Source organism: Helicobacter mustelae, from assembly GCF_900476215.1.
GTDB classification, from domain to species: domain Bacteria; phylum Campylobacterota; class Campylobacteria; order Campylobacterales; family Helicobacteraceae; genus Helicobacter_H; species Helicobacter_H mustelae.
Genome location: NZ_LS483446.1, coordinates 1,180,228 through 1,194,119 on the forward strand (window position 1 = coordinate 1,180,228; position 13,892 = coordinate 1,194,119).

Here is a 13,892-nt window from a genome sequence, read left to right on the forward strand (position 1 = left end):
TTTAAAACAAAAATTTATAAAATACGCCAAAAATTTTAGGCGCAAAAATGGCTCTAGCTCTGGCACTCAAATACCGACCCACCACCTTTGCTGACCTCATCGGACAAGAAAGTGTGGCCAAGACCCTCTCTCTTGCATTGGAAAAAAACCGCATCGCACATGCCTATCTTTTTAGTGGCCTTCGAGGAAGCGGGAAAACCAGCTCAGCGAGGATTTTTGCACGCGCATTACAATGCCAAAAAGCACCCATTAAAGATCCCTGCAATACCTGTGATAACTGCATCCAATCCCTGGAGGGCAGGCATTTTGACATCATCGAGATGGATGCAGCCTCCAGCCGTAGGATTGATGACATCCGCAATCTCATTGAGCAGACCAAATATTCCCCTAGTTTTGGACGTTACAAGATTTTCATCATTGATGAAGTCCATATGCTTACCAAAGAGGCCTTCAATGCCCTGCTAAAAACCCTAGAAGAACCGCCAAATTATGTGAAATTTATTTTAGCCACAACCGATCCCCTCAAGCTACCCGCCACAATCCTTAGCAGAACGCAGCATTTTCGCTTCAAAAAAATCCCTCACAAACTCATCTTGCAGCATCTCTATAACATCCTGGAAAAAGAAGAAATCTCCTATGAAAAAGAAGCCATTGAGATGATTGCTAGAAGTGGCAGCGGCAGCCTCCGAGACACACTCACCCTCACGGATCAGGCGATTTCTTATTGCAACCAAGACATCACAAGCGCCAAGGTCACGCAGATGCTAGGGGTCATAGATCCCTCCATCTTGCAAAATTATTTTGAAGCCATCCAAAATGGAGATGCAAAGATACTAGAGGCTTCTTTGGAGATTTTTGAGGAATATGATGCAGAGATGATTTTGGATGAGATGATGCTCTTTTTGAAAGAAAATCTCTTCCATCAAGCAAGTGCTGGACTATTCATTCTAGATCGCTATCTCAAAATCCTAGCAGAGAGCAAAATCCTGCTAAATATCAATTGCGATGGAGGTTTTGTGCTCTTGCTCACCAGCCTAAAAATGCAAGAAGCCCAAAAACTAAACACCATCGATCAAGAAATCAAACGCCTAGAAGACTCCCTAGCCTCTGGCAAGATGCAACAAGTGCCCACGAAAACCCCTCCCAAAGATCCTATCCCAAGCCCTGCGGCAAAATCCCATCGCTTCTCTACATTGCTCACAAAAATCTATGATCGCAATCTAGAGCTGGGAAATGCCTTTGAGCGCAGCATCACCTTTGTAGATTTTTGTGACAATACTCTGATTTGGAAAAGCCATGCAGATCCAAAAGACAAGGCCCTACTCACCGCACATTATGCAATTATCAAGCATTTTGTGCAGGAGGTCTTTGGCGAAAATACCAAAATCTCCCAGCAGCAAGCCTCACTAGCACAAAAAAACAGCGCCAAAGAAAATCCAAATACCGCATTAGATCACCAACCTGTGCAAAATTCTGAATCTGTGCATGATGCTAAGACTACACAAAGCCTAGCCACTCCATCTGCCAAACCCGCGTCCCAAAACCCTAGCACTGCGCCATCTACTAAGGATATGCTAGATGCTAAGGCTGCGCAAAAACCCATCAAAGAGAGTACTCCCGCACATGAAACCACCCCATCCCAAGAACCAACATCCCAAATAGAACCATCGCAAGAAGTGCAAGAAACACGGTCAGAAACACAAGAAGCGCTACCCAATTTTTTGGAGCGCAACAAGGAATTGATTACCAACCTCACCAACTCCATCCCCATCTCCAGTGCTAGAAAGATCAAAAATGACGCGTGAATTCACACTCAAAGAAGAGGAGCTAGAACCCCTTTTTGCGCATCTAGATTCTCTTTTTGCACAACATTGCTCCATCTTCCTTCTGTGTGGGAATCTTGCCAGTGGCAAAACCACATTAGTGCAGCGCTACATCAAGCACATCAACCCCTCCATCCATGCCACCTCTCCTACCTTTAGCCTCATGCAAGAATATGACAATTTCTATCATTATGATCTCTATCACCATGGTTTAGCCAAGGCTTTGGAGCTAGGACTCTTGGAAAATCTAGAAAAAGAGGGTGTGCATTTTGTGGAATGGGGGGATGAAAAATTAGAGGGCATCCTCAAAAATAGTGGGTATAATTATTGCAAAATAAGCATCGAAAAACTGCAGGACAAAAGGAATTACAAGGTAGTTTATGGATAAATTGGTCGCCCAAAATCTCAACAAACAAATCAAAAAAACTCTGATTGTCAAGGATGTTTCTATTGAGGTAAATAGCGGAGAGGTTGTGGGGTTACTTGGGCCAAATGGTGCAGGAAAGACCACGACTTTTTACATGATTTGTGGATTGCTCAAACCCACAAATGGCAAGGTCTTCCTCAATGGAGAAGACATCTCTTCATTCCCCCTGCATAAGCGCTCCAATATGGGGATTGGCTATCTCCCACAGGAATCTAGCATTTTTAAGGATTTGAGCGTGGAGGAGAATTTAAGCATCTCTGCAGAAACCACCTTCAAAAACAAAAAACAAGCCCAAGAAAAAATTGAGCAAATGCTAGAAGCCTTTAATATCGAGCCTATCCGTCGTCGAAGGGGCATAAGCCTCAGTGGTGGGGAGCGCAGGAGGGTGGAAATCGCCCGCGCACTTGTAAAAAATCCCAAATTCATCTTGCTAGATGAGCCTTTTGCTGGGGTGGATCCCATTGCAGTCATTGATATCCAAAAAATCATCCAAAAGCTCGTGAAGCTTGATATCGGGGTGCTCATTACCGACCATAATGTCAGAGAGACTCTCTCTGTATGCCACCGCGCCTATGTCATCAAAAGCGGCGAACTTCTCGCCAATGGGACAAGCACTGAAATCTATACCAATCCCTTAGTACTCAAGCATTACCTAGGCGAGAACTTCAAGGTATAAAATGGCAGGGCCCAAACTTCGGCAAAATCTCCAAGTAAAAGGCAAGCTTTCTGCCACTCTCAAAAATTGGCTCCCCATCTTACAAAGCAATATTTTAGAAATTGAAGAAACCATCCAAGAATATGCCCTAGAAAATCCCTATCTCCAAATTCAAAGCGCAATTACGCAAGATTTTAGCACCAGGCTCAAAAAACCAGAGGGGAAATCCCCCATAAAAAACTCCATTGGCGATAAAATCGAAGCTCTAAGCATCCAAGAAAAAGGGCTCTACCAAGTCCTAGAAGAGCAAATAATCCCTCCGCTTTTCCCCACAGAAATCTCTCAAAAAATCGCCCTTGATGTCATTGACAACATCAATGAGGAGGGATATTTTGATGGCGATATAGAAGAATGTGCCAAAAATCTTGAGATCACTCCAGAGGAATATGAGCGCATCCGCCAGCGCTTTTGCTATCTAGAACCAAGGGGAATTGGCTCAAAAGACATCACAGAATGCTTTCTTTTTCATCTCCAAGATATTGAAGACATCAGCAATGAACTCCATGATACCGCTGCACAAATCATCAGGGATCTAGAAAATCACACCAAATACAAAAAAAACTCCCTCTATCTAGAGGCCCTAGATCTCATAAAGACCTTTCAGACTCCCCCTGCACTGGCATTTTTAGAGCCCGATCCCTGCATCATCCCAGATATTTTTGTGCTAGAGGAAAATGGTGAGATCTCTGTTTTGCTCAATGATGACTACTACCCCCAGGTCACCATAGAGACACTCAAGGTCAAGGAAAATGAGCAATACCTAAAAACAAAACTCAAGGATGCCAAAGATCTCATTGATGCGCTAGATATGCGCAAGCAGACATTGCGAAAAATTGGATTAATGATCGTGGAATATCAATATGATTTTTTCATGGGCGGAGAAATCAGACCCATGAAATTAAAAGATCTTGCTGATGAGTTTGGACATTCCCCAAGCACGATATCACGAGCAATTTCGAATAAATTTTTAGAATGCAATCGCGGAGTCTTCCCAATTAAGAACTTTTTTACTACAGCAATTGATGGTGACACAAGCAATGCTAGTATCAAGGACTTCATCAATAATCTCATCAAAAATGAAAACAAACAAAAGCCCTTTAGCGATCTCAAAATCTTAGAGCTCATCGAAGAGAAATTCTCCATCAAAATGGTACGCCGCACCATTACAAAATACCGCAAACAGCTCAATATCGGGAGCTCTAGCGAACGCAAAAAAAACTACAGCATCGGCCTTTAAGCAAGAGCTTTGAAAAATAAAAAAGGGGGGAGTTTGGCAGGGTTTTAGGGCTTTGTTTGGCATATCTTGGGGTGGATTTTTTAGGCTTGGATCTAGTAGTTGATTCAAAAGGGGGATTACGCACATTTTGGGATTTCTAGCGGCATTGGGGATGGATTACCCAAAAGCATGAGGAGATGAAGCTAGTTCCCTGGCTTAGAGGGGATTTTTAGCATTCATGGTGATTAAGATGGCTTTGCAAAAGCTTAGTGTTTTGGCATTTTCAACGACTCTTTAGCGAGCAATTTTTCAGCACTCATTTGTTTTTTGTAGATTTTTGCACAGGGATTTGCTCATATTACTCATGTCCCTTGCATTGGGGATGCCGTGAATGAAGCCAAAATCACGCTTGCTTGGGGATTTTCCTTGACTTTATTGCCAAATGGAATTAGAATTCAGACCGCACTCATCTAAATTAAAGGGAAAAACATGAAAAAACATTTCTTAAAAACTCTTATGACATTTGGAATTCTATCAGGCTTTATGTTTGCCACATCGCTAGACACTGCTGGGGCGAAGGTCAAGTGGACAGCTTTCAAGACCACAGACAAAGTTGCAGTAAGCGGGACTTTTGATGACATTCAGTATAAATTTGGCAAGGGCCATGCAAGCATCAAAGAAATCCTAGAGGGCGCAACAGCCATCTTAACCCCCTCAAAGGTAAACCTCAATGATGCTTTGAAAAATAAAAATGTCCGAGAGTATTTTTTCGCAAAATTCAAAACAAGAGACGACATTAAAGTAACCTTCAAAAAGGTGATCGAAGGAAAGGATAAGGGGACGATTTTTGCGACCATCAAGATGAATGGCAAGATCGTAAAGGTTCCTATGCAATATGAAATCAAGGACAATTTTCTGGAAGCAAAAGGAGTGATTGACCTTGCAGAATTTTATGTGACTGATGCGCTAAACTCCCTCACTCAGGCAGTCAAAAATCTCCATGGGGGGCTTACTTGGACACAGGTAGAAATCCAGTTTTCCGCGCCAGTCAAAAACTAAAAAATCCCCAATCCTTGGGGGTTTCTCCACTTTATCTAAAATCTCTTTTTACACTATTCCGCCGCCTCGATTTTTACCATTTCATGAATCCCAGGCTGCTGCAATCTCTTTTTTGCCAGGGCTTTTTTACTGCATAAAAACCCTCAAAACCCTTTTGATATTAAAGCTTTTTACCACAGCAGCAAATGCTCCAAACATTCTTGGCTTTCTTCCTGCATCAAAATTCCCTGCAAAAACTCTATCAAAATCCCAAGCCCTCTGCATCTCTGAGTCCTTGAAATCGCTCACCAAAACCCAAAACCCCAGGGTAGAATTCTCTTTTTGCAACGTGTCGCATTCCTTAAATCATGGAAAATCCCATTCTCCCTCCAAAACAGCGCACCATTGGAGCATCTCTATGAGGGGAAGTGGAATGGCTTTTAGTCTATGAGGTTTGAAAAACATCACTGTGCAAAACCCCATCCATGAACCCGCGCTATTTTTTGGCTGTGAGTTCACTGCTTTTTGAGCTGGAGGAATTGCAAAAACAAAATGCCAAATAAGCTAAGAGCAATACCTATGGCGCAAGATACAAAGGAAAATCTACCTGAGTGCATCAGGGCATAAAGCCCCCAGCCAAACAGCGCATATGCTAGGATTCGCGCCCACAATCCAGAAATCCTAAGACCCAAAAATAGACGCGAGGACTTTTGCTTTTTTTGCTCCTTGGGAAGAGATCGCAGGGAATCTGCTTCTTTTGTGATGCGATTTTTTAACCCCCAAAAATTTGCAAGATTGATAAATAAAAAGCCCAAAAAACCCATCTCGAAATTAAGCATATGAAGCGCAAAATCCAAAGGATCCCAAAAATAAAACACAAGGGCAGCTAAAACATTGACCCCCAAAAGAATCAAAAGACATGAAATCGTGCACATTTGCGCGGGGGCTTGGGGAGCTTGGTTTTGTGAAATTTCTTGCATTATGCCTGGGGGATGTTCTTGTGTGTGTTGAGGATGTCTGGGATCTTTCCTAGCTTTTTTGCTATTTTGGGGATGCCAAGAAGCATTATGGAGATTTTCCCCCATGCGATTTTGCGTATTTTCCTGCGCAGGAGTTTTTGGATTTTTGGGATTTTCCTTCATAGCGATGATTGGGGGCTTTTGAGATGCTGCGCGGAGTTTTTGGAACTAAGAAGATTCTTGGGATCTTGTGCATGATTTTGAAGATGCCCCGCGGGATTTTCCTGTGTTGTGCCCAAAGAATCCTGAGAGTCATGCACACTTTGCGCGGAGTTTTTGGAATTTTCCTGTCCGCTATTTTGCGAAATTTCCTGCGCAGGAGTTTCAGAACCCTGTGTGGGATTTGAAGCATCTTGGGAATGCTCTAAATTTCCCCTTGTGTAGGTATATCTTTTATCCTTTGCCATTTCTTCTAAGGCCTTTTTTGTGCGTTTATAGGCCTTTTGGACATTGAGCAAAGCAGCCCCGATGCCCCAAGATACCCCCAGCCAAAAAAGCCAGGTAATCCCGCTGTATTTTGCAAGCAAATAGCCCACACCAACTCCTAGCAAAATTGCAACAACAATGGAAATCCCAAGGCTTAAATCATAAACCCCAGAAATAATTTTTTTTGCTTTTTTTTCCCTACTCATTGCCTTTTAAATCTCCTGGAATGCGTCATTTGCCCTCTCCAATACGCCATCAATCACGCCCTCATTCATCGGAGTGCAAACAAATCCAGTCTCAAACTGCGAACAGGCAAAATACACTCCTCTATGCAGCATGTGGGAATGAAATTTTGCAAACATAGCCAAATCGCTTTTTTTGGCATCATCAAAATTTTTCACTTTATTTTCATTGAAAAAAAAGCCAAACATACTGCCCCGCACACAGGTTTGCAGCGCGATCCCCCTCCTCTTTGCTGCTTCCTCTAAGCCTTTAGTAAGGCGTAGTGCTAGGGCCTCTAATTCCTCATAAATGGAAGGATTTTGGGCAATTTTACTCAGTGCTGCAAGGCCTGCGGTGACTGCGATGGGATTGCCACTTAGCGTGCCTGCTTGATACACACTTCCACTAGGAGAAAGCAGCTTCATGATCTCCTCTCTTCCGCCAAATGCTGCCAGTGGCAGCCCACCACCAATCACCTTGCCAAAAGTAAAGAGATCAGGCATCACATCGCTATAGCCCTGGACTCCATTGGCTCTAGCACGAAATCCACTCATCACCTCATCAAAGATGAGCACCGCGCCATGCTCATCACAAACCCTGCGTAAATCTGCCAAAAAATCCAAATCCGCAGGCACCAGCCCCATATTCCCAGCGATTGGCTCGATGATGACACAGCCAATCTCGCCCTTTTGGAAACATTGGCGCACAGAATCGATGTCATTATAGCGCGCGACAAAAGTATGTTTGCTCAAATCCTTGGGCACGCCAGGGGAACTGGGAGAGCCAAAAGTCGCACATCCACTCCCTGCATTCACAAGCAGGCTATCACTATGCCCATGATAGCAGCCATCAAATTTCAAAATATCATCTTTTTGGGTATATGCGCGAGCTAGGCGCAAAGCACTCATAACTGCCTCTGTGCCTGAGCTAACAAGCCTCATCTTATCAATCCCCTCATACATCTCTATGATCATTTTAGCAAGCGTGGTTTCTTTTTCTGTGGGCGCACCAAAGCTAAGCCCCTCCCCAATAGCTTCAAGCACATGTCTTTGTATGTCTTTATCGCAATGTCCAAAAATCAAAGGCCCCCAACTCTGCACAAAATCCACATAGCGATTGTTATCCACATCGATGAGCTCATAACCCTCTGCGCGCTGGATAAACACAGGACTCCCGCCCACGCTACTAAATGCTCGAACAGGGGAATTCACCCCACCAACAATGACTTGTTTGGCCTCATTAAAATCATTAATACTACAAAGTAGTTGCATGCTTTTTCCTTAATTTAACTTGACTGGAATTATACAAAAACTCCCAAAAACCTCACAAGCTCTAGCATGAGATTTTGGTAGAGGATTTTTGGGTGTTTGCGGTGTTTTGGCGTGACTTTAGGGAGGGATTTATCGATGCTTTACGCTGAGCTTTTTTTGTTTTTTATTTGGGAGGGATGGTTTTGGCAGCTGCTTATGGGCGAGAAAATTTGCGCAACTTTTGCGCGGGGGTAAGACTAGAAATTTTGCTCGCCAAAAAACCAAAATAAGGTCCATGGCGCTGGGAAACACGCATGATGAGTGCAACTAAGGCAGATTGCGTGCATCAGACACTGGGGGTAGAATCTCTACACATTTGCAAAGTTTTGTGCGCATTACACTCACATGTAACCCTCCATTTTCGTGAGAATACTAGAATCCCTCCATTTATTTTCAAAAATCTCATTATTCCCGCCATCAAATTTCATTTGATTGCAAGAGAAGAATTGAGAAAAGAATTGAAGGAAAAAAGTTGCTAGATTTTATAATCTCACACTCGATGGAATTTCTCAGCGTTCTTGGCATCTGGACCCTTGCAGTACTCATGCCTGGGCCGGATTTGTTTTTGGTCATTCGCTATTCCACCCAAAAGAGCAAGATTCATGCCCTCAGCGCAGTGGGCGGGATTCTTGTTGGCACTCTTGTGTGGCTGGTTGTGGGATTTTTTCTAGTCGATCTCTTGCGCAAAAGTATTTTTTTTGAGCTACTGCAGTTTGTGGGAGGGGGTTATCTTGTGTATATGGCAGTGAGGATTTTCCTCTCTCTGCGCAAAAATAGCGTAGAGAATGAAGATACCTCCAAACTCTATAGCTCCCCTATCAAAGGCCTCATGGCAGGAATCTTCACCAATCTCTCCAATCCCAAGCCCCCAATTTTCATCAGCGTAATCCTGAGTAAATTCTCTACAATACCCCCCTTAGATGTTGCATTACTGTTACTTATAGTAATGACTGCTATTCCTTGCTTCTGGTTTTATTGTGTCGTACATTTTTTCACGATTAAGAAGATTTTTCAGACTTTTTTGCACTACAGAAAGCACCTTGATTGCGTTGCTGGAGCGATTTTCTTCCTCTTTGGGATCAATCTCATCACAGAAGCCTTCCCCCAACTTTTTTAGCATTTAGCTTAATCTTCTTTTAAGCTCTTTTTGTTAGCCTTTTTTTGTAGCGTAATTTCTAAACAGAAGGAAAACAAAATGAAAACAAAAATTCTTTCCTTAATAGCTCTTGCATTTTTACAATCTGAGGCACTCGAAATCAAAAATAAACTTTCAGGCTCTGCAGCCAGTTCTAGCAAAATTGGATTAAACATCAATCAAAGTCCCACAAAGGTCAATCCTGCAGAGGGAATCTTACCCACAGAAAGCTTTAGTGTCATTCGAGCCAATGTGGATTATATCTTTAGCCTCACGCATGAAGGCCACTATTTTGACATACTGCTTGGAGGTAGTTTTGGTGGGGTTGTCTATGATTCTACAAAAAACCTCGTAGGCGGCTCACAAATCTATAAATACATTGGCTACTGGGCAGGTGTTGCCAACACCAAGGGTCCGGGCAACAAAGACACGCGCAATTACATACTCTACAATGCAAATGTCTTCTATCGATATGATAGATATTTTTCTATACGAATCGGGCGCTTTGGTCTGGATATTGGCGATTGGCAAAGGGGCTTTAGAGAGGGTGTAGACATAAGGAGTCAAGCAATTCCCAACACCACACTCTGGTTTTTTGCCACAAACAAAGGTGCGGCTGTAGCCAAGGGTGGGCCGTGGCTGCGAGATTTTCGCTATATCAATGTGAATGACACTAAGGGAGATTGGGATTATGGCAGAGGATTTTGGCTTTTTGGGACTGGCGCGCAGGTGATTTACAAAAACTTCACCATTCACCCAATGTTTTATGCCCAAGATTCTCGCTTTGTTTCACCGACCCTGGATATAATCTATAATTTTCGTCCAGACTTTGATGGCAAAGGATTTAATTTCAAAACCCAGGTTGTAGGAATGTATGCGTACTATCTTAGGGGGGCATGGCATTTGGATGCAAGTCTTGATAATTTCCAGCCTGAGACAAAAATCAAAGGTGGAGGAGGATCTCTCTTTATCAAGCAGACCTTTTTTTATGATAATTATGAATTTGGTGCAGCATTGTATACCACCTTTAGTGATCCGCATCAATTTTTTGGCGGGGCCAACCCCACAGGCTTTGATAGCTTCACAGGCACCATCTATCAATTCACCACTTGGAACAATGTTTTCCGAAAATATGCTCACACAGGCTGGGCATTTGTCGGGGGCTCACACAAGGATTTGACATGGAGAGTCGTAGGGCGCTATACAAATGCCACTCGCGCGCAGGAGCAAAGCGTGCTCTGTTCTTTTACCTATAAATTCACCAAAAATTTTGAAGGAAACTTCACTATCCAATACTATGGTCTCACCACCAAAGCAGGTCATTTGCTAGGGACAAAGCGTCTGCTGCAAGATACTTACTCAGATCGCAGCTCCATCCGCACAAGCCTCGTGTACTTCTTTTAACAACTCCCCCTCTTGGGGGTTAAGCTTTTTATTCCTATCAGAATTTTTCAAGCTTTTAAGTCTCTTAAAGATTTTCAAGTTTTTTGGATGATTGAATTTTTTGAACCCTTCTTGAATCTCGCAAAAATTTTCAAAACTCCAATCAAAACACCCACTCGCATCAAAACCAAAAAACCAGCACAAAACAAAAAAGAATTCACCAAAACACAACACTTTCCAACTCTGCACAAAAAGCAGCAGGAGTCTTTGAACTCTTCACCCCCCTTAAAAACTTAAAAATAAGTTCAAAGCCCTCTTTCAGATCCCTTGGAAAACCCCACTAAAGGCAGATAGACCCTCCTTGCTTAGAGCCAAAAGGAATAAGCTATGCTACCAAGAATGATGGCACAAAAGATGTTGAGATAGATGCCAACGCGGATCATTTCATTTTGTCGGATGTAGCCCGTGCCATAGACCACGGCATTGGGAGGAGTGGCTACAGGCAGCATAAAAGCACAGGAAGCTGCAAAACCAACAATCAATGCAAGTCCTAATGGGGGTGCACCAAGAGCCTGGGCAATGCTAATAAAAAGCGGCACAAGAAGCGCAGCGGATGCGGTATTGCTAGTAAATTCTGTGAGAAATACGACAAAAAATGCCACAATAATACCGATGATAAAAAGACTCTTACCCTCAATCATCCAAACAACGCTTTCTGCCATTACCTTGCTCGCACCAGAATCCTTCAAAACCACACTCAAAGTCAGCCCCCCACCAAAAAGCAGTAAAACCCCCCAATCTGTGCGATCGCTTGCTTGCTTCCATTCAATCAAACGAAAGATACATACAAGAGCAACCCCGATGAGAGCAATCACGCTATCAAAATTTGCAACATTTTTTCCTAAGCCAAGCAAAGGACTGAGCAAGGAATTTAGCGGCTTGCTAAATGTCCAACAAAGTGCGATAAAAATAAAAATACCCAAAGTGATAGTTTTTTTTCTATCCATAGGAGGGATGGATTGAGAATCAAAATCAATTTTGTGGTTCAGCTTTGGCCTTAAAACAATATAAAGCACAGCCATCATCAATGGCATAAAAAGAAGCACGATGGGGATTCCAAAATAAAGCCATTCAGAAAAGCTAATATGCAAATTGCTCGCTACAATGGCATTGGGAGGTGTGCCCACAAGTGTCCCCATACCCCCGATACTTGCACTATAGGCAACTCCAAGCAAAACAAATACAAATGTATTGCGATCCTTGCTAGAATCGACTTTTGAAAGAATCCCAATAGCAAGAGGCAACATCATTGCAGCAATTGCTGTATTGCTCATCCACATCGATAAAAATGCTGTAGTGAGAAAGATTAAAAAAACAGCCCCAACAAAGCTACCACGAGAAAACTTCAAAATGCGAGCAGCAATGATTTTATCAAGTTCTTGATGGTGCAAAGTAGCAGCCAAAACAAATCCGCCAAAAAATAAAAAAATAATAGGATTAGCAAAGCTAATCAACGCGTTTTTTGTATTTAATAATCCTGTCAATATTGCAAGTATTGGAATAAGTAAAGCCGTGATGGTTACATGCACCGCCTCGCTAAGCCACAAAATCGCGGCAAATGCGAGGATGGCTAGACCTTGATTCACCTGCAATGTGAAGGGCAAAAAATGAATCAAGGCAAAAAAAAGCACGAAATCAAAAATGACGATACAAGTTTTTATGGTGTTTGACATGGGTCCCTTTCCTGCGCAAAATCGTGTATAGCCTTCCATTATAACAGGTTTTTTAGAGATGGGAAATCTCTTGCTTGAGGGGTTTTGTGCACAGAGCGCAAATGGAATTTTTGCAAATGCGAAAAACAGGCGGAATTTTGCAGGGGCAAAAGCAAGCAAGCGCGATGCAATCCCTAGCATTGCAAAAAGGCAACTTAAGTGAAAATTAACGCTGTGGGAAAGTGGTATAAATGTAGGAAAACGCTGCAGGAAATGAGGTAAAAATCTCCCTAGAATTGGCAAAATAACCCAACATTTAAAAAACCCCAAGCCAAACCCGCATCAAAAAACTGATTTTGGAAAAAACTGATTTTGTTCTGCGCCTATCTTTCTTGCATTTGCCGCGCTTCTTGTGTTTCTCACATTTCTTGCAACAATGCCTCCAAGACAAAAAGCTAAGATCCTTACCCCCAACAAAGAATTTAGGGTTTGTTTTTGCTCTGTGCCCTCACTTCTGTGATGCTTTTTCCGCCTAGGCCATAATTGTCTGTGTCGATTTCATCGATAATCACCACCGTTGAAGCTTTATTTTTGTGCAATACTTTTGCAAGTAGTTCCGTGACCCCAGAGATTAGTTCTCTTTTTTGCGCAGAAGTTGGCTCGCCATTTTCTTTGGTAATCCTGATATTTACAAAAGGCATCTTTGCTCCTTTCATTTTTGCATGATGCTAACATAATATGCTACCATGTAGACAAATATTTTGGGATTTTATGGATGTGTGATGTGAGAGATATCTTGAGATTGTGCGTAGATTTTGGAAGAATAGAGGAGAAATCCTATCAATTTTTTATGGATTTTTTTGTCCCCCTCAACAATCGCTTATGCGTAGGACCACCACTTGTTAGGATACAAGAGCTACTAGCTTTGATCCAGGCTAATGTTGTAAATATCATTTATCAGGCAAAGGCTAGAGCAAGAAAATGCACAAAGATTTAAGATACAAGATTCCTTTGGCAATGTGTATTATGCAAACAAGATGATAGATGCCAAACTCAAACCCTTTGTGATTGAAGATTCTAAATTTTTACATTCTATGATTCAACATCAACTCGCACAAAAATTTAAAAATGGTGATAGGGAATTAGAATGTTTCCACATAGATAGAACCTTTGAGGCTATAAATTCCAAAAATCAAAAAACAAAAAACCTTTTTCTCTTAGGCTTACCTACAGAGGGGATAAAGTTCTATACTTTTATTTTGCCTAGACCCCATATCCAGTCGACTTTTTTGAGAGATGCCAATACAGCCCTGCAGGCCTTTTTCAAAAATATTGGGATGACTGGATGATTTAGCGAATTTTTGCTTGTTTTTTGGCGACCTTTGTCTCCAATGGCCTAGCTCGCTTTGGATATGTCGTGCTTGTCCCCTTGCTCATACTCTCAGGCAAGACAGTGTTGCTCAAAG

14 protein-coding genes and 1 pseudogene are annotated in these 13,892 nt (G+C 42.4%); 9 read left to right on the forward strand and 6 right to left on the reverse strand.

Annotation, left to right across the window (positions count from 1 at the left end; translation table 11 throughout):
- The first annotated feature begins 47 nt into the window (after window positions 1-47).
- The 5 genes from DQN48_RS05575 to DQN48_RS05595 all read left to right on the forward strand — a co-directional run bounded on the left by DQN48_RS05575 (window position 48) and on the right by DQN48_RS05595 (window position 5,240).
- Window positions 48-1,805 carry a DNA polymerase III subunit gamma/tau gene (locus DQN48_RS05575; protein ID WP_013023388.1) on the forward strand — a complete coding sequence of 586 codons (1,758 nt, stop codon included), beginning with the start codon at window positions 48-50 and terminating at the stop codon, window positions 1,803-1,805.
- Window positions 1,795-2,211, forward strand: a complete 417-nt coding sequence (gene tsaE / locus DQN48_RS05580; protein ID WP_013023389.1) for a tRNA (adenosine(37)-N6)-threonylcarbamoyltransferase complex ATPase subunit type 1 TsaE — start codon at window positions 1,795-1,797, stop codon at window positions 2,209-2,211. The genes DQN48_RS05575 and tsaE overlap by 11 nt, the downstream gene beginning before the upstream one ends.
- Window positions 2,204-2,926, forward strand: coding sequence for an LPS export ABC transporter ATP-binding protein (gene lptB, locus DQN48_RS05585; protein ID WP_041913167.1), 723 nt, complete (start codon window positions 2,204-2,206; stop codon window positions 2,924-2,926). The genes tsaE and lptB overlap by 8 nt, the downstream gene beginning before the upstream one ends.
- 1 nt (window position 2,927) lies before the next feature.
- Window positions 2,928-4,202 (forward strand): RNA polymerase factor sigma-54, encoded by a 1,275-nt coding sequence (locus DQN48_RS05590; RefSeq protein ID WP_013023391.1) that lies wholly within the window; start codon window positions 2,928-2,930, stop codon window positions 4,200-4,202.
- A 468-nt stretch (window positions 4,203-4,670) separates the two neighbouring features.
- Window positions 4,671-5,240, forward strand: a complete 570-nt coding sequence (locus DQN48_RS05595; RefSeq protein WP_013023392.1) for a YceI family protein — start codon at window positions 4,671-4,673, stop codon at window positions 5,238-5,240.
- Window positions 5,241-5,366: 126 nt separating this feature from the next.
- Here DQN48_RS05595 and DQN48_RS05600 read toward each other — a convergent pair whose 3' ends face one another.
- The 4 genes and pseudogenes from DQN48_RS05600 to hemL form a co-directional block, all read right to left on the reverse strand.
- Window positions 5,367-5,567 carry a hypothetical protein gene (locus DQN48_RS05600; RefSeq protein ID WP_041913168.1) on the reverse strand — a complete coding sequence of 67 codons (201 nt, stop codon included), beginning with the start codon at window positions 5,565-5,567 and terminating at the stop codon, window positions 5,367-5,369.
- Window positions 5,568-5,734: 167 nt separating this feature from the next.
- Complete coding sequence (locus DQN48_RS07690) at window positions 5,735-6,058, reverse strand: hypothetical protein (RefSeq protein WP_148213329.1); 324 nt, start codon at window positions 6,056-6,058, stop codon at window positions 5,735-5,737.
- Window positions 6,059-6,618: 560 nt separating this feature from the next.
- Window positions 6,619-6,870: pseudogene (locus tag DQN48_RS05610) on the reverse strand (AtpZ/AtpI family protein); the annotation flags it as partial.
- A gap of 6 nt (window positions 6,871-6,876) precedes the next feature.
- Window positions 6,877-8,157: a glutamate-1-semialdehyde 2,1-aminomutase gene (gene hemL / locus DQN48_RS05615; RefSeq protein ID WP_013023395.1), complete on the reverse strand. Its 1,281-nt coding sequence runs from the start codon at window positions 8,155-8,157 to the stop codon at window positions 6,877-6,879.
- 511 nt (window positions 8,158-8,668) lie between these two features.
- Between hemL and DQN48_RS05625 the strand changes: the two genes are divergently transcribed.
- Both DQN48_RS05625 and DQN48_RS05630 read left to right on the forward strand, forming a co-directional pair.
- Window positions 8,669-9,313: a LysE family translocator gene (locus DQN48_RS05625; RefSeq protein WP_013023396.1), complete on the forward strand. Its 645-nt coding sequence runs from the start codon at window positions 8,669-8,671 to the stop codon at window positions 9,311-9,313.
- A 78-nt stretch (window positions 9,314-9,391) separates the two neighbouring features.
- Window positions 9,392-10,735 (forward strand): outer membrane family protein, encoded by a 1,344-nt coding sequence (locus tag DQN48_RS05630; RefSeq protein ID WP_013023397.1) that lies wholly within the window; start codon window positions 9,392-9,394, stop codon window positions 10,733-10,735.
- 344 nt (window positions 10,736-11,079) lie between these two features.
- Here the strand turns inward: DQN48_RS05630 and DQN48_RS05640 are convergent, their stop codons facing one another.
- Window positions 11,080-12,447, reverse strand: coding sequence for a DASS family sodium-coupled anion symporter (locus DQN48_RS05640; RefSeq protein ID WP_013023398.1), 1,368 nt, complete (start codon window positions 12,445-12,447; stop codon window positions 11,080-11,082).
- Between the two features lie 461 nt (window positions 12,448-12,908).
- Window positions 12,909-13,127: a 2-hydroxymuconate tautomerase family protein gene (locus tag DQN48_RS05645; protein ID WP_013023401.1), complete on the reverse strand. Its 219-nt coding sequence runs from the start codon at window positions 13,125-13,127 to the stop codon at window positions 12,909-12,911.
- Between the two features lie 149 nt (window positions 13,128-13,276).
- Here DQN48_RS05645 and DQN48_RS07695 point away from each other — a divergent pair, with 149 nt between their 5' ends.
- Both DQN48_RS07695 and DQN48_RS05655 read left to right on the forward strand, forming a co-directional pair.
- Window positions 13,277-13,423: a hypothetical protein gene (locus DQN48_RS07695; protein ID WP_170118060.1), complete on the forward strand. Its 147-nt coding sequence runs from the start codon at window positions 13,277-13,279 to the stop codon at window positions 13,421-13,423.
- Between the two features lie 40 nt (window positions 13,424-13,463).
- Window positions 13,464-13,775, forward strand: a complete 312-nt coding sequence (locus tag DQN48_RS05655) for a hypothetical protein (protein ID WP_041913173.1) — start codon at window positions 13,464-13,466, stop codon at window positions 13,773-13,775.
- The last annotated feature ends 117 nt before the right edge of the window (window positions 13,776-13,892 follow it).